We start from the raw sequence: 23,753 nt of genomic DNA on the forward strand, positions 1-23,753 counted from the left end.
GGCATCCCTGAGGATGACGCAGACACAGCATTATTGGTTGAGAACCGATTACTGAAAATCATGCTACTGCCTCCACTGCTTCCACAAAGCAATTTCCGCGATGCATATAACTTTGAAACATGTCCAGACTGGCACAAGCGGGGGACAACAACACCATGTCTCCTGCTTTAGCTTCGTTTGCCGCCACCTGAACAGCTTCTTCTAGTTTTGTCACCCTTTGACTTCGTACTGATAACGGCATAAATAGAGCCGCATCTTTACCAAAGCACAGCAATTTAAATACATACTGGTTAAATACAGATGCTAATGGCTGGACATCGGCTTGCTTTGCATCACCGCCAACAATCAAGAATAAGCGGCCTTTTAAACTTGGGGTGACGCCTTCAATTGCTGCGATACAGGCTCCAACATTAGTTGCCTTGGAGTCGTTAATCCACGTAACACCTGCCACTTCCCTGACTTTTTGGCAGCGATGGGGTAAACCTGTAAATGTTTTTGCTGCGCGGATTGCGTCATGCGTTTCAATCCCTACTTGTGCGCTCATGACCAATGCAGCTTGAATATTCAATAAGTTGTGAACTCCAACTAATTGAATGTCCTTTGCAGCTAACAAGGGCTCACTATTAAAGCAAATAGAGTTTTTGTCTTGACTTAGCCCCCACCCTTCAACGTTTTGTTGTGCCGAAATGTAAACAATATCAACATCAGCAGCGGATAGGTGCGCGCTGGTTAATGGATGCGTTAACGCATCCTCTTTCAAACAAACGGCTTGTTTACTGTGCGTGTAAATACGTTGCTTGGCACCCACATAATCGCTCAAGCTTTCATAGCGATCCATGTGGTCTTCACTAAGATTTAAAATGCATGCCGAAGCAAGCTGTAAACTATCGGTGGTTTCCAGTTGAAAGCTGGATAACTCCAAAATAAAGAGTTCCGCTTCTTGTTCGAAAAGTTCAAGTGCAGGGATACCAATATTCCCACCTAAAGCGACCCGCTTACCGGCCTGTTTTGCAATCCACTCCAATAAAGTAACAACGGTTGATTTTCCGTTGGAACCTGTTACCGCAATAATCGGCACATCTGGGCGATGTGCAGCGGCATACAATGCAAAAATTTCAATATCCCCCAGAATCCACTTCCCAGCCGCAGCAGCTTGGGCAATCTGTGGTGTTTCGATGTCAATGCCGGGACTTACCACTAGTACATCAGCAGCAGCGATTTCAGCTTCATCAAAACCGCCAAGAAAACAAGAAATATCCGGGTCTGGGGTAATATCAGCACGCGTATCCATTGCACTGATTTGAATATTCCAGTTGTCCTGATGCTGTTTTAAAAAACGCACACAAGCGCGCCCGGTCATACCTAGACCAAGCACGATGATACGTTTATTAAATAAGCTATTCAGAACATTCATATTTTGCCTTTACCTCAACTTCAGCGTTGCTAAACCAATCAATACAAGGATGATGGAAATGATCCAAAAGCGCACAATCACGCGAGGTTCAGGCCATCCTTTTAATTCGTAGTGATGGTGAATAGGTGCCATTCTAAAAATACGCTGCCCGCGCAATTTAAATGAACCAACTTGCAGAATGACCGAAAGGGCTTCCGCCACAAAGATGCCGCCCATAATGACAAGTACCAATTCTTGACGCACTAACACGGCAATAATGCCTAACGCACCACCTAACGCGAGTGAGCCAACATCCCCCATAAATACTTGCGCCGGATAGGTGTTAAACCATAAGAATCCAAGCCCAGCACCGACAATAGCGGTGCACACCACCACCAGTTCACTGGCAAGCGGCAAATAAGGGATATTCAGGTAAGACGAGAAATTCACATTGCCTGTTACGTAAGCGAAGATGGCAAACGCTCCTGCAACTAGAATAGTGGGAACAATGGCGAGGCCGTCCAAACCATCGGTTAAATTCACGGCATTACTGGTACCAACAATTACGAAGTAGGAAACAACCACAAAAAATAGCCCTAATTGGGGCATTACTTCTTTAAAGAAAGGCACAAGTAACGCGGTTTCTTTTGGGTCTTGGCTGGACGCAAACAGATAAAAAGCCACAACAATCGCGACAACGGATTGCCAGAAAAATTTCCATTTGGCAATTAAGCCTTTGGGATCTTTACGCACCACTTTACGGTAATCGTCAACAAAACCAATAATACCGTAACTGATAATGACACCAATGGTCGCCCACACATAACGGTTGCTCAAGTCCGTCCACAGGAAAGCACTAACCAGTATCGCACCTAGGATCAACACGCCGCCCATAGTTGGTGTGCCCGATTTCGATAAATGTGACTGTGGACCATCTTCTCGAACCGTTTGCCCGATTTGCATTTTTTGCAATTTACGAATGACGCTTGGTCCCATTAAAATAGCAATAAGCAGCGCCGTTAGGGTGCTAAGAATCGCCCGCATCGTCACGTAGGAAAAAACGTTAAACCCTGGGTCGAATTGCTCTAACCACTGAGCAAGCAAAACTAACATGCAATCGACTCCCTAACGCGTTTTAGCTTTCCCAAGGGGGATACCTCCAACGCTGTTACCACATTTTCCATATGTGCACTTCGAGATCCTTTCACTAAAATACTGATGTCACACTTTTCATGTGCATAATCTTTATTCAATTGCTCAACCAATTTATCTATATCGTTAAAATGCTTGCCGTTTTTCTCATACACATCGCTGGAATGACGGCTAAGTACCCCTAATGTATAAATGGCATCAATGCGACTCTCTAAAGCATGTTCACCAACTTGCTCATGGTAATAACGACCTTTATCACCTAATTCTGCCATGTCGCCCAACACTAAGATTCGGCGCCCTGAAAAGCTGGCTAATAAATCGATAGCGGCATTCACTGAAGCAACATTGGCATTGTAGGTGTCATCTAATAACCGCACCTGATCCGTTAGCTGCTTCACATTTAAACGCCCTTGGATCTGCCCCATGTTCTGAAGACCCATTTTGATGTCTTCCAATGTGGCGCCAACGGCCATTGAAAGAGCCGCAGCAGCCAACGCATTGTTGACGTTGTGAATACCCGGAAGCGCTAAGTCAACCCAAATAGTTCCTTGGGGAGTTTGCAATTCAAATTGTGCGCAACCATCCATCCCTAACGTAATTTCATGGGCAACAAAGTCAGCATCTTTGTCCATCGAAAAGCTTTGTTGTTCAACATGCGAAGACTTGCCTTTCCAAAAATCGTAAAACTGGCTGTCTTGATTCAAGATCGCGGTGCTGCCAACTTCTAATTCTTTGAAGATTTCACTTTTTGCCCGAGCAACCCCCAGTAATGATCCAAAACCTTCTAGGTGAGATGCCGCCGCATTCACAATAGTGCTCACATTGGGCTTGGTTAGCGAACAGGTGTAAGCAATTTCACCTAAGTGATTAGCTCCCATTTCCACTACGGCAAAATCGTGTGTGTGATTCAAGCGCAGGAGCGTAAGCGGAACGCCGACGTCATTATTAAAGTTGCCTTCTGTCGCTAAAACATTGCCACGCGCAGACAATATTGCGGCCACCATCTCTTTTACGGTCGTTTTTCCACAGCTACCTGTGATACCAACAGTTAACGGATTAACTTCCGCCTTCACCGCAGCACCCAGCTTACCCAACGCCATCTTGCTGTTTTCAACAACGACTTGAGGAATATCAAGTGACATAGGCTTCTCAACAATAGCCGCTATCGCACCTTTTTCTCGAGCCTGCTCAACAAATTGGTGCCCATCAAAATTAGGCCCACATAACGCGATGAATAAATCACCTTTAGCAATTTTACGGGTATCCGTGCTTACGTTTTCGATGGTGACGTTGTCTCCCATCAAATTTCCATCAACTTTTTCTGCAACCCACTCGAGTGTTACCGGAATCATTGCTTTACCTCTGATAGAAGTGTTTGTAGGTATTCGCGTTCATCGTAGGCTTTCTTTTGCCCATCAATGATTTGATAATCTTCATGCCCTTTGCCCGCTAGCACCACGACATCATTAATCTCTGCTTTTTCCAGAGCGGTTTTTACCGCCAATTGGCGTGATTCGATGACGTGAACGTTTGGCGATTGAGCACTTTCTAGCGTCATTCCTTTTTGAATGTCCTTGATAATATTGAGAGTCGCTTCGCCTCGACTATTGTCACTTGTCAGAATAATTTGATCAGCAAGGGTCTCAGCCACTTTCCCCATTAACGGACGTTTACCTAAGTCACGCTCTCCGCCACAACCGAAAACGCACCAAAGCTTGCCACTTACATGTTTTTTAATGGATGTAAGTACATTCTCTAAGGCATCCGGTGTATGAGCGTAATCAACAACAAAGGTAGCGCTTTGTTGTTGCTTGAATAATTCCATTCGGCCCGGCACGGGACGAATGCTGGCAATGCTATCAACCAATGTTGCTAGTTTCGCGCCACACGCCAACTGAGAGGCAATCGCTGCGAGCAAATTGGCGATATTGAAACCGCCCAATAAACAACTCGTCACCTCGGCATCACCCCAGCTAGTATTTAACGTAAAGCTCACCCCACTAGCGTGGTACCGAATATTATTAGCAAAGCAATATGCAGCTTCTTCTGAGCGTGGTTGCTGACTCTGCTCAAGACCGAAATAGATAACGTTAACCATAGAGGGCTTATTTGCGACCCAATTTTTGTGCTCATCATCTTCAATGTTAAGTACAAGATGGTGTAATCCCGGTTGTCTGAGCAAAAGACGTTTCGCTGCCGCGTAGGTTTGCATATCACCGTGATAATCAAGGTGGTCACGTGTCAAATTTGTAAATACTGCAACACCGGTTTGTAAGTATTTAATGCGATTTTGAACCAAGGCATGAGAGGATGCTTCGAATGCCACAGATTGCGCGCCATCTGCTTTCACTTCAGCTAAAATACGGTGCATGGTAATGGCATCTGGCGTGGTGTTTTGTGTCTTTTTCAAATCACCCAATAAGCCTGCGCCTAAGGTGCCAACTAAAGCACTGGTTTCCCCAAGAAGCTGAGCAAACTGTGCAATAAAGTGCGTTGTTGACGTTTTGCCATTGGTGCCTGTTACCGCAAATGTTTTTAATCCTTCCGATGGCGATGAAAAGAATACTTCAGCTAATCGGGATAGCTGCTTAGCCAATTCGTAAAACTTAATGATGATGCTCATTTCACGCATTTCAGTCTCGCCATGCTGCGCAGCATCATTACACTCGGCAATAATCACTTTGGCCCCTAAGCTAATCGCTTGAGGAATGAAGTCGCGTCCGTCTAGCTCATGACCTTTCACTGCCAAAAATGCTTTATGAATAGCCACCTGACGCGAATCGAGAACTAAGTCGTCAATTTCAATAGCCGGCGCATCAATACCGAAAGGAGCTAACACATCGCTTAACAATCTTACAGGCCACTTAGGAGTCATTATTTGCTCCCCTTACTGCCGCAATAGAAGATACATCCCGTCCATCAGGGGGAATATTCAGCATTTGTAATGCTCCAGACATAATTTTAGAAAAAACAGGGGCCGCAGTATCGCCCGCATAATAAAGATCACCGGCTGGCTCATTAATCATCACCACAACAACTAACTGCGGATCAGAAACGGGGGCCAATCCAGCAAAATTGTTAACGTATTCCTCGCCGTATCCACCGGCAATCGCTTTACGACTCGTTCCGGTTTTCCCGGCCACTCGATACCCGGGAACGCGGGCTTTAATTCCCGTACCACCTTCTATAACAACATGCTCCATCATCTCAACAACCGCTTGTGCAGTGCCCGCTGAAATCACACGCTCTTTTTGGAATTCGCTAATGGGTTGATCTTTTATGATGCTCATTGGCACCTTCACACCACCATTTCCTAAGATGCTATACATACGTGCCAGTTGCAGTGTTGTAACTGACAACCCATACCCAAAAGAAAGTGTGGCTAATTCAAAGTCGGACCAACGACGACGGTCATGAAAAATGCCTGAACTTTCCCCTATCATGTTGCTCCCTGTATCCCCTACCAGCCCCATGCTGTGATACAGGTCAATGAAGTGTTCTTTCGGGATAGACAACGCCAGTTTGGACGTCCCCATGTTGCTGGATTTTTTAATGATTTGTGTAAGTCCAATTTGCCCATAATTGCGGGAATCCTGAACTAAACTGCCACCAAGCCGCATCCAACCCGGATTCGTATTGATTATCGTTTTCTGATCGGCTGAACCAAACTCTAACGCCCCTATTACTGCAAGTGGCTTAACAGAAGATCCCGGCTCAAACGTGTCGGTAATGGCGCGGTTTCGAATACGATGAGCAGACACGTTCTGACGGTTATTGGGGTTAAATGAAGGGCTATTCACCATTGCCAAAATTTCCCCAGAATGCACATCGGCAACAATCGCAGACCCTGATGTAGCTTGTAGGTATTTCACCCCTTTTTTCAGCTCTCTATACGCTAATGATTGAATGCGTTGGTCGATTGTTAATTGAATGTTGCTCGGCTCTTTCCCTTTGGTTTGAGAGAGCAGTTCTACCTGACGCCCTTTGGCATCTCGACGAATGCGTCGCTGGTCTGGCGTACCACTGAGTTGCTCGTTAAAGATACGTTCGATGCCTTCAATCCCACGATCATCAACATCGGTAAAACCAATGAGATGCGCGGACACTTCACCTGTTGGATAAAAGCGACGCGATTCATTACGCAAGTACAATCCGGGAATCTTTAATTGCTTCACATAGTTCGCCATCGCAGGCGATACCTGACGTTGAACGTACACAAAGCGTCTTTCTGGGTTTTGCACTAAAGCGAGCATTTCTTCGACGGGTTGACCTAACACCTCGGCAAGCGCACGCCAGCGACGCTTATCTTTTAATGCGTCATTTTCATGAATAACTTTGGGATCAGCCCAAATCGCTTTTACTGGCACACTAACAGCGAGTTCCTGCCCATTACGATCTAGAATCAGACCTCTGTGAACCTGACGTTCACGGGTTCGAATTGTACGATTATCACCTTGTGCCACCAGCATATCCGGTTCCACAATTTGAATGTAAGCCGCACGTACCGCTAACCCAACGAAAACCAAGCACACGCCCACTAAAACGGTGATAAAGCGCCATTGCACCAAACGCGGTGTTTGTAATCCTTTAGCTTGTGATTTCTTTTTTTGTACGGCCATTTATTTTAACCTCACCACGACTTCTTCCACTGGCGTAGGACGATACATACCAAGCTGCTTCTGCACTCTAGATTCAATACGCGTATGCTCTGTTAATGCACTTTGTTCCAGCACTAAGTTGCGCCATTCAACATCCAAGCGGTCACGCTCAGCCATGAGTTGTTCTTTTTCAATGCTCAGTTGACGATTATGGTGTGTTGCCAAAATCACACCTATCGCACTTGCTAAAACCACTAAAAACAACAAAACTCGCACTGGATGGCGAGCTACATCAGTTGCAATAATGCGAACTAAATTGAAGTTAGTTTGGGGTTGGGTACTCATAGTCGCTGTGCCACCCTCAGTACCGAACTTCTTGCTCTTACGTTCTGTTCTAATTCATCTTTTGATGGCTTAATCGCTTTGCCAATTGCTTGTAATGTGCGAGTTGCCGCCAATTCAGCTTCGGTAATCGGCAAGCCATGAGGCACTTGTTTACCCTTACTCTGCTCACGAATGAAGCGTTTTACGATGCGATCTTCCAATGAATGGAAACTAATGACCGCCAATCTGCCGCCGGTTTTCAAGGCTTTCAATGTGGCATTTAGGGCTGTTTCAATTTCGCCCAGTTCATCATTAACAAAAATTCGAATAGCCTGAAAACTCCGTGTTGCCGGATGCTTGAATTTATCTTTTACTGGCACAGCAGCATCAATGATTTCTGCCAATTGCAATGTTGTTTCAATAGGCTTCTCTTCTCGTGTTGTCACGATGGCATGAGCGATTCGCTTGCCAAACTTCTCCTCACCATACTCTTTAATCACTCGTGTAATTTCGTCCGCGTCTGCGCTCGCAAGCCACTGTGCCGCACTCACACCACGCGTGGTATCCATGCGCATGTCTAACTTGCCATCACGGGAAAAGCTGAAACCTCGGGCGGCATCATCAAGTTGTGGAGAAGACACGCCTAAATCCATCAGAATGCCATCAACCTGACCGACTAATTGCTCTTGTTCAACTACGTCGACGAGTTCGGAAAACGGCACATGATGAATCGTAAAGCGGGCATCAGCAGCAAAGCGCTGAGCGGCTTCAATGGCGCTTGGGTCTCTATCGAGTGCAATAAGGCGACCATGCTCTGAAAGTTGTTGAAGAATATGAGACGAATGCCCTCCACGACCAAAAGTAGCGTCAATGTAAACCCCGTCAGGATTGATTTGTAACGCTTCAATGGACTCATTAAGCAGCACTGATGTGTGGGTAAAAGTGCCTGAAGTCATAGTGAGAAGTCCTGAAGGTTATCGGTAAGTTCAAAGCCTGCGCTTAGTTCAGTTTGGATGTCGTCTTGAACTTGTTTGTTCCACGCCTCGGCAGACCAAATTTCAAATTTGTTCAATTGCCCCACCAACATGATGTCTTTGTTGAGATTTGCATGTTGACGTAACGGCGCAGAAAGCAAAAAACGCCCGCTCTTATCCATATCACCTTCCATTGCATAACCAAGTAAGAGCCTTTGAAGACGGCGTTCATGAGGATTCATACTGGAAAGACGACTGAGCTTTTGCTCAATTTCTTCCCATTCTGGGAGTGGGTAAAGTAGCAAACAGGGTTGTTGAATATCGATTGTGCACACGAGCTGTCCCTGACAATCGTCCAGCAAGAGTTGGCGATACCGTGTCGGTACCGTTACTCGCCCTTTTGAGTCCAGACTGATTGCGTTAGCGCCGCGGAACATTCCCCTAGCCCATAATTTATTGTTTTTATTTGAAACGACACAAATCGATAGTTACGATCCACTTTATGCCACTTTTACCCACAAAATGTAGTTTAGGAACCACCCCCTCCCCCTGTCAAGCTAAAAAACGGCGATAAACCGTGACTTCACATACTTTTTAAAAATGCAAAAATAAAAGTGTTTAAAAAGCATCAAGTTACTTAGAATCCCGTTTTTGCTGGCTTTTAACCAATTAGGTAAGTAAAAATACGGGTATGAAAAGACGCTGGACTTGGCTGATATAGATATGAAGTCCAATACGTTTTATATAAATTGATAAGAGAAAAATAGAATGAATCGCGACACTTGTATCCTTGCTATCGACCAAAGCACCACGTCTAGCCGTGCCATCTTATTTAGTCCCAATGGCGATATTCTGACGATCGAACAGCAAGAATTTAAACAATATTATCCGCATTCAGGGTGGGTAGAACACGATCCAGAAGAAATTTGGCAAAGTACACTCAACGTTACCCGCGCTGCCATCAATACAGCCCACAACATGCAACTTAACGTGGCGACGATTGGCATCACCAATCAGCGAGAAACAACTCTCGTGTGGGATCGCGAAACAGGTAAACCTATTTATAACGCAATTGTTTGGCAAGACAGACGAACATCCTCCCAATGCCTAGCATTAAAAAAGCAAGGACACGCAAATCGAGTCAACCGTAAAACAGGCTTGCTACTGGACCCCTATTTCTCTGCAACCAAAGTAAGCTGGATTTTAGACAATGTAGCAGGGGCAAGGCAGCGAGCTGAAAAAGGCGAATTACTGTTTGGCACCATTGATACCTTTTTGATTTGGCGCCTCACGCAAGGTAAATCGCATGTCACTGACATCACTAACGCCAGTCGCACCAACTTATACAATATTCACTCGCAACAGTGGGATACCGAATTACTTAAGTTATTTAATGTACCTGACCCGATGTTGCCAAAAGTGCTAGCCTGCACCGATGAATTTGGTGAAACTGATGCATCTTTATTTGGTAAACCGATTCCTATTCAAGGCGTTGCCGGCGACCAACAAGCTGCCAGTATTGGTCAATGTTGCTTTGAAGCTGGCGAGATAAAAAGTACCTACGGAACAGGTTGCTTTATGCTCGTTAACACTGGCGACAAAGCACTTCAATCGCAAAATAATTTGCTCACAACTGTGGCCTTTAATATCAAAGGACATATCAACTATGCTCTGGAAGGGTCTATTTTTATTGCTGGCGCAGCAGTGCAATGGCTACGTGATGGTTTAGGCATTATCAACAATGCTAAAGAAACCAGTCAACTCGCGGAATCTCTTGATTACCAACACGGGGTTTACTTAGTTCCGGCGTTTACGGGTATGGGAGCACCTTATTGGTCGCCAGAAACAAAAGGAGCAATATTTGGCTTAACCCGCGCAACACAAACCGCCCATTTTGCCCGAGCAACTTTAGAAGCCGTTTGTTTTCAAACTCATGACTTATTAACAGCTATGAAAAAAGACGGCGTGACCGTCAAATCGTTAAATGTTGATGGGGGCATGATTGCAAACGATTGGTTATGCCAATATTTAACCGACATTCTTAATACCCAAGTCAACCGACCTCAAGTAAAAGAAACCACAGCCTTAGGTGCAGCCTACTTGGCAGGCTTGCAGCATGGCATTTATGAGTCGACACAAGATTTAGTGGCAAAACGCCAAATCGAACGCCGTTTTTCTCCGACTATGCAATCGGAATTAAGGCAAACATTACTCAACGGCTGGGAGTCCGCAATTAAGGCAACCTTGTCTCACACTCCTGAGTAATCATCTGCGTAGCTGTTCTGAGCCATTAATCACCTATAAGAATCTAAAGCAAACCCTCAACCGCCGGGAAACGTCTGTGAAGCCTGCATGGAAATATTCCGGCGAGTTTGCGATAAATCGCTATTGGTGATTGGCAAGTAAACACCGTCATTTAAGTTCATCAGGCTAATTTGAGCAGGAAAGTCACTTAAAAGCCGCTAATTTCACGTAAGGGGATATAATTGTAGACAATATCCTCCCCCTGTAATAAAACTGTTAATATTATGCGACTGATCATTACATTCTTTATGATCGCGATTGGGTTCTCTGCCTTTGGAGAACAAGAGCAGTTTTCGCGAGAAGAAACTGAAAAAGACATCCAATTTCATTACGTGTGGCGTGACGCAAACGACGCACAAAAGTCGCTTGAGTTCAGCATAGATAAACAACTCCTTCACGACCAATTTCAGACTATTAAATCTTATAAGCAAGATATTGCCCAACGTTACATTTATATTGCTTTGCAAAAGGCAGCCATGAAAGTATCGCCAAAAGAAGCGCGAATCAAGATCAAGAAGCTCACCAACAATATCAATATTTCCGTTAAAGCCAATTCCTCGGAAAAACAGCGCTTTTGGCTCAACAACATGCATACCGCCAAAGAAGCTGCTTTTGATGCTTATCTTCAAGAGAATTACTACAATCGATACCAAAGCCCAACCGGGCAACAAGGTGTTAAGCCTGATCACATTCGCTTTGTGAAAGACAACCGAGTATTCCTGCTTCCAATCGCACAAGCCATATACGATCGCTTAGAAAAGGACAGTTCCACTAGAGCCTATGTCAACTTACTACTCGGCTGGCTACAAAGTATTCCTTATGATCCGCTTGAAGATAGACTCACCAGCAATGGTTCTGGCTTTTTGCCTCCAGCTCAGGTCATTACAGGCAATTTGGGCGATTGTGATAGTAAAACCGTGCTAGCAGCTTCTTTAATGCGCTCGCTTTTGCCCAACCTCAGCATGGTCATCATCTACTTACCAAACCACGCCCTATTGGGTGCAGCTCTGCCACATCGAGAAGACGAGAAGTTTATTAACTTGGATGGTCTAGACTATTTATTAATGGAACCAACAGGCCCCGCTCTGTTTGTAGCTGGAGAAGTGGCACCAAGCTCTGAGCACATGATAGATAGCGGCATGTTCACTTATGAAAAGGTGCCTTGAGCGTATTACGCTTCTAATTCCCGTAGAATCACGCCGGCTTTTCTTCACGGGCAAGCATATCCATGAACTTCTCAAATCGCCTTTGTCTGGTTTCGGGTTTCTTTGCACTTAGCAATCCATTTGCAATGACATAGCGATTCGATTTAGTGAGCGTTTCATAAAATGCTTTCGCCTTCGGCTTGCTCTCCAGCGCCACGATGAAGTCCTGAGGCACTTCCATTTCACTTACCGAATACGCATTTTCCCACCGACCATCAGCTTTGGCTGCACTAATATGCACAAACCCAGCCTTCATCATCCGGCCATCGTTTATCAAACGCTGCGCATGTTCTCTGTTTCTTTTTGACCAACTGCTTTTAGCTTTCCTAGGGGTAATTCTTTGTAAATAAGCTTGCTCGTCGATTGCCTTCTTAATACCGTCAATCCAGCCCCAACACAGGGCCTCAATCACAATATCATCCCAAGTTACGCTAACAATGCCTGTATTTTTCTTGAAGACCTTTATCCACAACTCACTTTCGGTTTTGTGATTTATCTGTAACCACTGACCAAGATCGTTAGGCGTTGCAAACGTCATTACTTTGACTGGCGCCATTTCAGGCATAAAGCTCGATCCCCTATTGGTTATAGACACAATGACTCCCTGAGAAATGCGAGTCTTCGCACTTTCGTAAGTTATCTAAAAGCCAGTGCCGTAATAGTGGAAGCGACAGCGGTAAAATAGAAAGAACCAAGAAGAACGGGGGCAATCCTATTTTTAGCTTGATAGATAACGTGATGGGATGACAAAGCCTTGTATTGAATAACAAAAACCATTCGAAGTCTAAACTTCTAGCTCGGCATGTTGGCTTTGATTTCTACCCGATTTCTTTGCTTTATAAAGCATTTTATCGGCGAGTTCGATTAACGCCACGCGCTCCATTTCTGGAGTGGGAGTCACAGAAGCAATGCCGCCACTGATAGTTAGAATATCGGAAACATCGGAATCTTCGTGTTTAATATTTAAACGCTCAATAGCCTGTCGCGCACGCTCACCAAGACTATACGCTTTTTGGGGAGGGCAATGAGGCCAAACAAATACAAATTCCTCACCGCCATAACGCGCCACGAAGTCACCTGCCCGGCGGTTTTGCGAAGAGAGCTTTCTTGCAACTTGCACCAAACAATCATCACCAGCGATATGGCCGTAGGTATCGTTAAACTGTTTGAAAAAATCGATGTCAAATAACCCTATCGAAATAGGATATTGGTTACGTAACGCCCGACGCCACTCTTGCTCAAAGATCTCATCAAAGTATCGACGATTAGGGATTTTCGTTAATGCATCAAAGCTCGCTAAGCGCGACAGCAAGTCGGTTTTCTGTTTGAGCAAAACTTGGTTGCGTACTCTCGCCTTAACAAGTGGAATATTAAACGGCTTAGTAATGTAATCTGACGCACCCATATTCAGTCCCATAACTTCTTCTTCAGTGGAGGTTTTACTGGTCGAAAAAATAATGGGAATGGTTTGGGTAATAGGACTTAATCGCAATGCACGACAAACCGCATAACCGTCGATGTCGGGCATAACAATATCAAGCAGAATTGTGTCTGGTAATTCTTCTTCTGCCATTTTGATGGCTTCTTCACCAGAACTAGCGAGGATGACCCTATAATCGCTCTGAAATGCATAAGCCAACATTTCCCGGTTTATGTAATCATCATCGACTATCAATACTGTTGGTTTTTTTAAGTGAGTGTCCACATTTACACCTTGTTCTGTACTAACCTCAACTTCACAGCACGAACCACTAAACTCGTGTACTCGCCTGAGTATAACGACTTTAGTGGATATTTCGCTACTGTTTGAAAAGTTTTTTCCTTAAATCAAGGGGTAACACTTTAACCCACCTTATTAAAACGCTTTCAAATATCCTATCGCTATTATAGGTGTTGTTCATCACATTCTGCCAGACGGCTACGCACAACGCCGTCTAAATTGACCGTGGCACTACCAGAGAAATTCTTCAACCTTTCCATTAAAGTAGGTTCAACCGGATATCACTACAAATAAACAATGGCTATCAGATTACGACTATTCCATCAATACGCCCTAATAATTTTGTGAAGTGACAGCTTGATTGAAAATTGAGTCGAAGAGACGAAAAGCCCTAAATAAACCTATGTACATGGGTTTAGTAAGGAACTGAAAAGATAAAAATATCGGGAGATGCCTATGAAGGCGGTGACATTGCAAGTTCAACAACATAACCGAAGCATCATTACTTCACTGACTGAATTGGCCGATAAGTGGAATGTTCCCCCTATTCGGCAGCCAGTCGCAACTAAACGACTGGCTGCGCTTAAGTGGGTTATTCCTCTTTCATTGATGACACGAACTTTCGAAAGACTCCAGTGAGTATCGTCCGTTTTATTCAATACTTTGTTGCTATTAGAGATGTTGCTCAGCAAACTCAGCCAAACGGCTGCGCACAACACCGTCTAGGTTAACCGTTGCACTACCAGAGAAGTTTTTAAACTTCTCAACCAAGTAGGTTAAGCCAGACGTTACTGCGGATAAATAATTGCTATCGATTTGCGCCAAGTTACCACCACAAATCAGTTTCGTTCCTTCACCACAGCGCGTAATGATAGTTTTTAGCTGAGAAGCTGTTAAGTTCTGTGACTCATCCAAAATAACAATGGCATTTTGAATACTTCGACCACGCATAAAGTTAACTGATTTAAACTGGATATTGGCTTTTTCCATAATGTAACTCATGGAGCCATGCACATTTTCATCATTTTTATGTAGCACTTCCAAAGAATCGGTAATAGCTGCAAGCCAAGGTGCCATTTTTTCTTCTTCTGTGCCGGGTAGGAAACCAATGGATTCTGCAATTTCTGGTGTGCTTCGAGTTACGATAATTTTATCGTACATATTCTTTTCAACGACCATCTCCAGAGCTGCGGCAAGTGCCAGCAAGGTTTTACCACTTCCAGCAGGACCCGTTAAAATCACCAAATCAATATGAGGGTCCAATAAGGCATGTAAAGCCATTGCCTGACCGATATTCTTCGGCGAAATACCCCACGCGGATTTTCCCATCAAGCGCTCATATCCCATATCAAGCAACTCAATTTTGTCTTCGGTAATCGACTCAACTAACCCTGCAAATTCGTTACCATCGTCCAGTATAAACTCATTAACATACGCTTCTGGTAATACATTGCGCTCAATGGTGTGAATGGTATCGCGCCCTTCTGTGCGGCTCTCTACATTTTTAACGGCATCCCAAAAATTCCCTTCAAAACGGTAAAACCCTTTGAACAAGAATTTAATATCATTAATGAGCTGATCAGTACGATAATCTTCAACATGAGCAAGACCCGCGCCTTTTGCTTTTAAGCGCATATTGATGTCTTTCGTAACAAGCACAACCTGCCTAGGCGTTTGTGTTTTTTGCAAGTACAAGGCCGCGCAAATTATGTTGTTGTCGTTCTCGTTAGAAGTGAAGACTCGATGCTCATCTTCAAGGTTTTGGTCGGCAAAAATAGATAAATGACCAGTTGGTGCAGCTTCTCCAGCGGTACTCCCTTGCAAACTTACACCTTCAATCATTTCTTCCGGTGTTGCATTGTGCAAAATATCTTCCATGGAGCGAATAGACACTCGTGCATCGCGGGCCACGTCTTTCTTGCTGTCTTTAATGTAATCCAATTCCTCCAATACGGTCATAGGAATAACAACGTCATGTTCTTTGAATGATAAAAAGGCTAGAGGCTCGTGGAGGAGAATATTGGTATCTAAAACGTATAATTTCGTACTGGGTTTCGCATCTTTTGGCATCCGCTACTCCGCTAATGAATTACCAGACTGTTTTCAATAGTTATCGTTCGGCTTGGTAAGCCTGAATGATCACATTAAAACACTTTTTACAATCGATCATCTGTTTTGTTCCCCCTATCAATAGAAACCTATAATAAATTTCTGATAATGAGTTGGGGCCAACAAAGATATTATTGTAGAATCTCACGTTTTTTCGTACCGACAGAGACAAGTTAAGTATCAATGAGTCAACAACCACAATTTGCCGCCGGCCAAAGATGGCTAAGCACAGCGGAAATGGAATTGGGATTAGGCACGGTTATTACCGTAACAGACCGAATCATCTCTCTACTTTTTCCTGCAACAGGAGAAAGCCGTAACTACGCCTTAAAAGATGCGCCATTAACCCGCATAGCCTTTGAAGAGGGCGAAACAGTTGAGCATCATGAAGGCTGGCATTTCAAAGTGAAACAAGTTCACAATGAAGATGGCATGTTAAGTTACACAGGCACTCGCACCGATACTGGTGAAGATGTGTTAATCAAAGAAACGTTCTTGGCTCACGATTACCAACTTAACGACCCGATTCAACGCCTATTTAATAGTCAGTTCGACGGGCCGCGTTGGTTCGAATTAAGAAAACAAAGTCTGCTAAACCAGCATAATCACCTCACGTCCCCTAATTTAGGCTTTGTGGGCGCGCGCGTCAGTTTAATTAAGCACCAAATCCATATTGCCAAAGAAGTAGGCCAACGCTATGCACCGCGCGTTTTACTTGCCGATGAAGTGGGTTTAGGTAAAACCATTGAAGCCGCGTTGATTATCCACCAGCAATTACTCACTGGGCGCGCGCATCGTGTGCTAATTATCGTGCCTTCCAGCTTGGTGCATCAATGGCTTGTTGAAATGCTACGCAGAGTCAACTTAAGCTTTTCTATTTTCGACGAAGAACGTTGCCAAAATATCGAAGAAGATAACGGCAACCCGTTTGAAACTGAGCAGCTTGTACTTTGTAGCCTCGACTTTCTAACCGAAAATGAAAAATACCGTAAACTGGCGACGCAAGCTGCATGGGACTTAATGATTGTCGACGAAGCTCATCATTTACGCTGGAGTTCGGAGCACGCTTCGGAAGAATACCAAGTCGTTGAAGCGTTGTCGCAACAAACAAAAGGCGTATTATTACTGACAGCAACGCCTGATCAGTTGGGGCATGAAAGCCACTTTGCCCGCTTACGCTTGCTCGACCCAAATCGCTTCCACGATTACCAAAAATTTGTGGAAGAAGAGCAGCAATATGCAAACTTAGCACAAGCCATACATCCGCTTGTTGCCATTGCTTCTGGCGAGTCGCAAGTAAATAGCATTGAAGCACATCACATTACAGCAATTGAACAGTTTGCTGATGGAGAATCTTTAGATTATCTAAAACAAGATATCACTGCTGAACAAACACAAAAACTTATTGATAACTTATTAGACCGCCACGGTACGAGTCGCTTATTGTTCCGTAACAGCCGAAATAATATTTCAGGTTTCCCAAAACGCATCATGCATAGCTATCCGCTCGTCATGCCTGACGCTTATGCGGAACAAGCGCAGCAGGAAGACACTCACCCAGAAGCGGGACTACGTAAACGCTTAGCACCGGAAAAAACCAACTTAGTTGTTGCACAGTGGATGGAACAAGATCCGCGCGTCAATTGGTTAGTTGAGCACCTACAATCCCTCCAAGGTGAAAAAGTCCTTACCATCTGTGCAAAAGCCAGCACCGCATTAGCATTGGCAGAAGCGATTCGCACAAAATCGGGCACTCGCGCAGCGGTATTTCACGAACACATGAGCATTGTGGATCGCGACAAAGCCGCTAACTACTTCGCACAAACCGAAGAAGGTGCGCAAGTGCTTATTTGTAGCGAGATTGGCAGTGAAGGTCGTAACTTCCAATTCGCACACCATTTAGTGCTGTTCGACTTACCACTTGTTCCTGACTTGTTAGAACAACGCATTGGTCGTTTGGATCGTATCGGACAAAATTCCGATATTCATTTACACATTCCGTATTTTGAAGGCTCCGCTCAAGAAGTGATGTTTAACTGGTATCACCAAGCGTTAAATGCTTTTGAACACACCTGCCCAACAGGTGGCGTCATTTACGAGAATATCCGTGAATCATTAGGTGAATGTTTACGCCAGCCCAATGATAACGCCGCAATCGAAGCCCTCATTCAAAGCACCAAAAATCAGCACCTAGCAATGTTGGAAAAACTTGAACAAGGCCGTGACAAACTGCTAGAAATGAACTCATCAGGTGCAGGTAAGATAGACGGTTTCATTGACGGCTTGGTTGATAACGACGAATCCCCCTATCTGGAAAAGTTCATGGGTCGATTATTCGACGCCATTGGTATTGCCCAAGAAGATCATGACGAAGGCACTTATTTACTGCAACAAACCGAAAGCATGATCACGCAACTTCCGGGTTGGAACGAAGAAGGAATGACCGTCACTTATGAACGTGATACCGCCACCCAATTGGAACATATTCACTACTTAAGCTGGGATCATCCATTAGTCAACAACGCTATGGATTTGCTATTGTCGGAAAACCATGGAAAGAGCGCCATTAGCTTGTTTAGTGACAAAGCCAAACCCGCGGGATACTTCTGGGTAGAATGCTTATTTGTGCTTACCGGTCACGCCGACAAATCATTACAACTGCAACGCTTCTTCCCACCTACGCCTTTCATGGTGAGATTGGATGCCAAAGCGCAGCCCATCGACATCGACTTTGGCGAAATGAAGCGGGTTAAGAAGAAAATGGGGAATCAGCTAAGCAAGGCACTTGAGCCACACGTTAAAAAGGTGTTAGACGTAGCCAATGTGCTAGGTGAAAAACAAAGCGCAGAAGTCATGAAACAAACCACAACTAACGTGCAAACTTTGCTTGATGATGAAATTGCCAGACTCAAAGCGTTACGCAAAGTGAACCCGTCTGTTCGAGAAGAGGAAATTACCTTTATTGAACAACAAAAGGCTGGATTACTGAGCGCGATTTCCAACGCCAAGCTGCGCTTGGAAGCCGTTCGCTTAGTCGTTAATAATCCATAACATTAAGGCAATTACCCTATGGCACTGCTGCATTATGCGCCACCCACTCGACCTTATCTGAATATTCTGTATCAAGATGATTGTATTTTGGTACTAGATAAACCGAGCGGCTTGCTGACCGTTCCGGGAAAAGCTCTGGAGCATAGGGACAGCGTGCAACTAAGAGCAACTCGGGTCTTTCCAGAGGCCCGAATTATTCATCGTTTAGATATGGCAACATCTGGCTTGCTGGTAATGGGATTTGGCAAAGCCAACCAAGGTGCCATTGCAAAACAATTCGAAAAGCGCACTGTACAAAAGCGCTACCGAGCACGAATTTGGGGTCATCCTGAAAGTGAATCTGGCACCATTTCACTGCCATTAATTTGCGACTGGCCTAACCGTCCGAAGCAAATGGTCGATATGGAAAAAGGCAAACCTGCAACCACACATTGGTCTTTACTGTCGCAAGATGCCCATTCTAGTGTGGTCGACTTAAAACCCGTTACCGGACGCTCACACCAATTACGCGTACACATGCTGAGTATGGGCCATCCTATTCTTGGGGACCGTTTGTATGCTCATGAACAGGCGCTTGCCGCAGCACCACGGCTTCAACTTCATGCTTGCGAGTTGCATTTTCAACACCCTGTAACACAAGCCGATATGCACTTCCTTTCTGATAGCCCTTTCTAGGGGCGCTTTCTAACTTACCTGTTCCAAACTCCCCGTTACCTGTAGAAAATGAGGAGCCTACATGGCGAATGTGCGATAAATCTTTATGGGTGACTGACAATTAAATACCGCTATTTAGACGCACTTTTTAACGGTGCGATTCGACCAACTTATCTACCTGATTTAAATCTGATCTGCGTCAATTTATAAAATTGGAAATTAAAGCGAGACCATAATTATCCGATATACTTTATACACTTCGACATTGGATAAACCTAACTTGAATACGCCATTTCACCTCACAATTTGCCTCATTTTTGGACTGTTGTTGAGCAGTGTTGCTTTCGCGCAAGAAGCCGAAGATACGCAAACTGAGCAAGATACGAGTAGTGCCTCAAGTACCGAATCTAGCTCGCCTCCCAATGCCACATCAGATGCAACTTCCACCTCGCCAACAGAGGATTTAAGTCAACGTAACCCAAGGTTAGATTTGCCCCCTCCTAGCGTGATTGAATTGGCCAAACAGCAAAATAACGACATTAAGCGTTACATGGATGCTGACCACTACCGTAAATTCGAAATAAATGGCGTTGAGCAACTATTGGTAATTAGTGAGTCACATACCGCCCTCACCAAAGGAGTTGCGGTGATTGTGGCAGAAACCGGCACTAACAGTTTAAGCCGGCACGCCTTAGCGGAACTGGTAAAACCATTAAATGCCACAGGCTGGGTGACGGTACTTTTACCTGCCCCAACCTTCGCCTTTGAACCCATAAAGGGTAAAAACTTGAACCCTGAGAAAATACCTCCTACATTAGAAGATAAGGCAACAACAAAACAGCCTTTTCCATTCGAAGACAGAGAACAAATTCCTGATTCGGATTTCACGACCCATGAATCGCATATGACAGAATTGATGGAACGTGTGGTAGAAGTAAGTAATAACTACCCAGGCTTTTTTTTAGTGGTTGCCCAGGGAACTTCCGCAGCTTGGTTATCCAAGATTTATGCTGAACAAACAATTTCACAACCCGATGCTCTTGTGGCAATTAGCCCTTACTGGCCTGATTACCGCTACAACAAACAGTTACCTAAATGGCTAGCCCGAGTTCCGGCTCCCGTATTAGATATATATAACTCGTGGGATAACGCTTGGATCAAAAAAACCGCTCCTCAACGTGTCATCGAAGCTGAGAAAGCTTTGAAGCTACACTACCGGCAGCGAGAAATAGTTGGTCAACCATACGACAAGCAACAATTTTTGTATGTTGCGAAAGAAATTTACGGTTGGTTGACTCATATGGGTTGGTAGTGGGGACTAACGTTATAGGGCAGTATTTTTAGGTAAGTAACAATATATAAGATATTAGGTGTTAAAAATAATACTTAATTTCAATTAGATACTTCTTTGTTCTTTGATGGCAAAGAATATCGGGTTAATAGAGGCTATACTCATTGAATAACGACACGAACAGTACTGCTCAAATGGTAACGGTTGAAAGCTTTATCGAGTCAAAATCCAATCAGCTGGTGTACTACGTACGAGCATTTTGGGACGAACGTATTCCCTATAATGAAGTGAACTTATATTTCTGGGATACGATGGAGGAGTGGGTGCAAATTGAAACGCATTCTCATGAACCTGAGTCTCAAAAGGAACGCGTTTTCTGGCATTTATTGCATCAGTTACACTTTTGGTCTGAGGAGAAATTACGCGAGGATCAATTTTTACGCTTGGAGTTACTAACCTGCGTGAAGTTTCTTGAGGGTGAACAAGTTTGTCCATTAGATTGTGTTGGTGTTCGCCCATAACCTTTCCAACAAATTACGAGAAACACCCTCCCCTTCCCTAACAATATAACCTGAACATTGCATTCCCAACGTAACCGTGATCAAATAGCAAAAAAATCACGAAGTTAACCTGCATTGAGCCAATTCATTCAACAGTTCTCCCATTACAAGGACAAACGCGTCCTTAGCATCTTTTTATTCGGTATATCCAGTGGATTTCCTTGGGTCATGATAGGCTCAGCTTTAACTGCATGGCTTAAAGAAGAGGATCTAACTCGTTCAGCTATCGGCTTATTTGGTGTGATTTTTGGCGCTTATTCTGTCAACTTTTTATGGTCGCCTTTGCTGGATAGATACCGCACACCATTGATGGGGATAAAACGTCTTGGGCTGCGCAGAGGTTGGGTTTACTCCATGCAACTCGCCATCGCACTATGCTGCCTAATTATGTCCACTTTCAACGTCCAACAAGATTTATTCTTTATCGCCTTGTTTGGTTTATTTATTGCGATTTTTTCAGCTACTCAGGATATTGCTATTGACGCTTTCCGCATTGATAGCATCCCATCAGGCGGCCGCGAAACCATGTCTGCGGCTTCCGCTGCTGCAACTGCGGGTTGGTGGACAGGTTATGGTGGGTTGGGAGCTATTCCCTTTTTCATTGCCGACTTGCCAAATTGGCAATGGAGCGATATTTACCTCATTTTAGGCGGTATCATGCTATTGCTCGGTATACCGGTATTGCTCGCAAAAGAGCCTAACATTGACAGAGACAGCGCTGTTCAGTCCGCTTCACGCTATTACAATGCTCACTTTATAACAGGTAACAAACACAGCATTAAACATCAAATCTCGAATTGGTTAATGGTGACGCTGTTTGAGCCCTTTAGAGAATTTTTCTCCAGAAACGGTACTAAATTCGCACTCTCCGTTTTACTCTTCATTTTTCTATTTAAAATGGGGGAAGCCTTTCTCGGCCGAATGTCGATTGTGTTCTACAAAGAAGTCGGCTTTTCCAATACCGATATTGGCACCTATTCAAAATTGTTCAATTGGTGGGTGACGATTCTATTTGCGGGTATTGGTGGGCTGGTTAACATCCGTTACGGCATTTATCGTGGACTAATGATAAGCGGTATCGCAATGGCATCTAGCAACCTAATGTTCGCAGCCATTGCCATGACAGGGCCGAATATTCCGCTATTTATCGCTACTATTTTCGTGGATGGCTTCACCACAGCATGGTCTTCAGTTGCGATGGTCGCCTTCATCTCACTCATGTGTAACAAAGCCTTTTCAGCAACGCAGTACGCCTTAATGGCCTCGCTTGGAGTATTGGGAAGAACGGTACTTGCTTCCGCTAGCGGCTTTATTGTGGATGGAATGGATGGAAACTGGGTGCTGTTCTTTATCATCACCTCTGTAATGGTGACTCCGGGGCTGGTCTTTTTGTGGCGGATAAAACACCATGTTGAGGCGCTAGAACAACGATAATCGCGTCGATAACCTCATCCATTTTGAATTACTTGGACATCACCGTTCGATTACGTCCACGCTCTTTAGCTTCATATAAACCTTTATCGGCACGCTCTATCCATGTTGTGTAATTGTCGTAAGACATATCCAACATGGAAATCCCTAAACTAATAGTAAAGTTAATCTCGATGCCTTCATATTCTACAGGGAAGGCTTCCGTTAGCCTTCTTATCCTTTCCGCAACCATTTTGGCGCTCTTAGCCTCTGTATTCGGCAATATGATGGTATATTCCTCTCCTCCATAGCGCCCGGCCACATCTGTTTCTCTGATGGCCGTTTTAATAATTTTCGCCATCGTTTTAATCACCAGATCACCCGCAGGATGTCCATATGTATCATTAATATTTTTAAAATGATCAATATCCAAGATAATCAAAGAGGAAAACTGCTCGGTACGCTTGGCTCGCTTAAATTCCAGCTCACACATTTCCTCCCAGTAAAAGCGATTATATAAGCCTGTTAATCCATCTGTTCGACTCATTTTTTGCAGTTGGGTATTTACCGATAAAAAGCGCTGTTTGCTCACCGCTTCAAGGGTGACATCGTAAATCACCACGCAAATTTGCTCGACCTCACCAGACAAGGAGGTTAACGGGAAAATAGTCACATTCTGGTACATATGTGGGCTTTGCGAGGTAATAGGACGATACGCATTAAATTTAAAAACGTAAGGGCGCTGCTCCCAAATAATAAAAGCGGGGCTCCGTAACGCAAAAACAGGATCACATTTTTTGGTAAACCAATCTCTGTCTATTTCCTCAAATAAGTCGAACAAGCATTTATCACGCACTGCGTTTGGCGTTAACCCACTGTGGTTCTCCATGAATTGATTCCAAAGTTGGACATGGAATTTTCTATCCAGAATTAAAATCCCAACTTCGATGGAACCTAATAAATCATGTTTTAAATGAATGTCTTCTAGTTCAGCTCGTTTCGACACAA

20 protein-coding genes and 1 pseudogene are annotated in these 23,753 nt (G+C 44.3%); 8 read left to right on the forward strand and 13 right to left on the reverse strand.

All coding sequences use genetic code 11. From position 1 onward, the window contains the following. Positions 1-58: 58 nt before the first annotated feature. Genes murD through mraZ form a run of 8 tightly spaced genes read right to left on the reverse strand, consistent with a single transcriptional unit; the run spans position 59 to position 8,878 of the window. Complete coding sequence (gene murD, locus HJG39_RS02290) at positions 59-1,414, reverse strand: UDP-N-acetylmuramoyl-L-alanine--D-glutamate ligase (RefSeq protein ID WP_268406342.1); 1,356 nt, start codon at positions 1,412-1,414, stop codon at positions 59-61. A gap of 9 nt (positions 1,415-1,423) precedes the next feature. Continuing rightward, complete coding sequence (mraY, locus tag HJG39_RS02295; RefSeq protein WP_268406343.1) at positions 1,424-2,506, reverse strand: phospho-N-acetylmuramoyl-pentapeptide-transferase; 1,083 nt, start codon at positions 2,504-2,506, stop codon at positions 1,424-1,426. Then, positions 2,500-3,897, reverse strand: coding sequence for a UDP-N-acetylmuramoyl-tripeptide--D-alanyl-D-alanine ligase (locus tag HJG39_RS02300; protein ID WP_268406344.1), 1,398 nt, complete (start codon positions 3,895-3,897; stop codon positions 2,500-2,502). Before HJG39_RS02300 ends, mraY begins: the two co-directional genes overlap by 7 nt. After that, positions 3,894-5,420, reverse strand: a complete 1,527-nt coding sequence (gene murE / locus HJG39_RS02305) for a UDP-N-acetylmuramoyl-L-alanyl-D-glutamate--2,6-diaminopimelate ligase (protein ID WP_268406345.1) — start codon at positions 5,418-5,420, stop codon at positions 3,894-3,896. Before murE ends, HJG39_RS02300 begins: the two co-directional genes overlap by 4 nt. Next, positions 5,410-7,164 carry a peptidoglycan D,D-transpeptidase FtsI family protein gene (locus tag HJG39_RS02310; RefSeq protein WP_268406347.1) on the reverse strand — a complete coding sequence of 585 codons (1,755 nt, stop codon included), beginning with the start codon at positions 7,162-7,164 and terminating at the stop codon, positions 5,410-5,412. The genes murE and HJG39_RS02310 overlap by 11 nt, the downstream gene beginning before the upstream one ends. Continuing rightward, a complete protein-coding gene (ftsL, locus tag HJG39_RS02315) occupies positions 7,165-7,488 on the reverse strand; it encodes a cell division protein FtsL (RefSeq protein WP_268406349.1) in 324 nt (107 codons plus the stop codon). It abuts the gene before it with no gap. Continuing rightward, positions 7,485-8,423, reverse strand: coding sequence for a 16S rRNA (cytosine(1402)-N(4))-methyltransferase RsmH (rsmH, locus tag HJG39_RS02320; protein WP_268406352.1), 939 nt, complete (start codon positions 8,421-8,423; stop codon positions 7,485-7,487). The genes ftsL and rsmH overlap by 4 nt, the downstream gene beginning before the upstream one ends. Then, positions 8,420-8,878 carry a division/cell wall cluster transcriptional repressor MraZ gene (gene mraZ, locus HJG39_RS02325; RefSeq protein ID WP_268406354.1) on the reverse strand — a complete coding sequence of 153 codons (459 nt, stop codon included), beginning with the start codon at positions 8,876-8,878 and terminating at the stop codon, positions 8,420-8,422. The genes rsmH and mraZ overlap by 4 nt, the downstream gene beginning before the upstream one ends. Positions 8,879-9,209: 331 nt before the next feature. On the opposite strand from mraZ, the gene glpK reads away from it, so the two are divergent. Next, positions 9,210-10,706, forward strand: a complete 1,497-nt coding sequence (gene glpK, locus HJG39_RS02330) for a glycerol kinase GlpK (RefSeq protein ID WP_268406357.1) — start codon at positions 9,210-9,212, stop codon at positions 10,704-10,706. Positions 10,707-10,969: 263 nt separating this feature from the next. After that, the gene (locus HJG39_RS02335) at positions 10,970-11,911 is read left to right on the forward strand and encodes a hypothetical protein (RefSeq protein ID WP_268406358.1); all 942 of its coding nucleotides are present in this window, start codon (positions 10,970-10,972) and stop codon (positions 11,909-11,911) included. Positions 11,912-11,939: 28 nt separating this feature from the next. On the opposite strand, the gene HJG39_RS02340 is transcribed toward HJG39_RS02335, so the two are convergent. From HJG39_RS02340 to HJG39_RS19390, 3 genes and pseudogenes are all read right to left on the reverse strand, one after another. Next, complete coding sequence (locus HJG39_RS02340; protein WP_268407068.1) at positions 11,940-12,515, reverse strand: YdeI/OmpD-associated family protein; 576 nt, start codon at positions 12,513-12,515, stop codon at positions 11,940-11,942. A 219-nt stretch (positions 12,516-12,734) separates the two neighbouring features. Further along, the gene (locus HJG39_RS02345; protein WP_268406361.1) at positions 12,735-13,655 is read right to left on the reverse strand and encodes a diguanylate cyclase domain-containing protein; all 921 of its coding nucleotides are present in this window, start codon (positions 13,653-13,655) and stop codon (positions 12,735-12,737) included. Positions 13,656-13,834: 179 nt separating this feature from the next. Continuing rightward, a pseudogene (locus HJG39_RS19390) lies at positions 13,835-13,933 on the reverse strand (PhoH family protein); the annotation flags it as partial. Positions 13,934-14,126: 193 nt separating this feature from the next. On the opposite strand from HJG39_RS19390, the gene HJG39_RS02350 reads away from it, so the two are divergent. Then, positions 14,127-14,309 carry a hypothetical protein gene (locus HJG39_RS02350; RefSeq protein WP_268406365.1) on the forward strand — a complete coding sequence of 61 codons (183 nt, stop codon included), beginning with the start codon at positions 14,127-14,129 and terminating at the stop codon, positions 14,307-14,309. A gap of 33 nt (positions 14,310-14,342) precedes the next feature. Here HJG39_RS02350 and HJG39_RS02355 read toward each other — a convergent pair whose 3' ends face one another. Next, entirely contained in the window at positions 14,343-15,740 is a 1,398-nt protein-coding gene (locus HJG39_RS02355) for a PhoH family protein (protein ID WP_268406366.1), read from the reverse strand. Positions 15,741-15,962: 222 nt separating this feature from the next. Here HJG39_RS02355 and rapA point away from each other — a divergent pair, with 222 nt between their 5' ends. From rapA to HJG39_RS02380, 5 genes are all read left to right on the forward strand, one after another. Next, entirely contained in the window at positions 15,963-18,830 is a 2,868-nt protein-coding gene (rapA, locus tag HJG39_RS02360) for an RNA polymerase-associated protein RapA (RefSeq protein WP_268406369.1), read from the forward strand. 18 nt (positions 18,831-18,848) lie between these two features. Then, a complete protein-coding gene (locus HJG39_RS02365) occupies positions 18,849-19,505 on the forward strand; it encodes a pseudouridine synthase (protein ID WP_268406372.1) in 657 nt (218 codons plus the stop codon). A gap of 259 nt (positions 19,506-19,764) precedes the next feature. Further along, positions 19,765-20,796: a DUF3530 family protein gene (locus HJG39_RS02370; RefSeq protein WP_268406376.1), complete on the forward strand. Its 1,032-nt coding sequence runs from the start codon at positions 19,765-19,767 to the stop codon at positions 20,794-20,796. Between the two features lie 143 nt (positions 20,797-20,939). Then, positions 20,940-21,296, forward strand: coding sequence for a hypothetical protein (locus tag HJG39_RS02375; RefSeq protein ID WP_326849235.1), 357 nt, complete (start codon positions 20,940-20,942; stop codon positions 21,294-21,296). Between the two features lie 114 nt (positions 21,297-21,410). After that, positions 21,411-22,769 (forward strand): AmpG family muropeptide MFS transporter, encoded by a 1,359-nt coding sequence (locus tag HJG39_RS02380; RefSeq protein ID WP_268406378.1) that lies wholly within the window; start codon positions 21,411-21,413, stop codon positions 22,767-22,769. Positions 22,770-22,797: 28 nt separating this feature from the next. Here HJG39_RS02380 and HJG39_RS02385 read toward each other — a convergent pair whose 3' ends face one another. After that, a complete protein-coding gene (locus HJG39_RS02385) occupies positions 22,798-23,751 on the reverse strand; it encodes a sensor domain-containing diguanylate cyclase (RefSeq protein ID WP_268406381.1) in 954 nt (317 codons plus the stop codon). Between the last annotated feature and the right edge of the window lie 2 nt (positions 23,752-23,753).

Origin of the sequence: Alteromonas sp. a30, from assembly GCF_026788005.1 — a bacterium.
GTDB lineage: Bacteria > Pseudomonadota > Gammaproteobacteria > Enterobacterales > Alteromonadaceae > Paraneptunicella.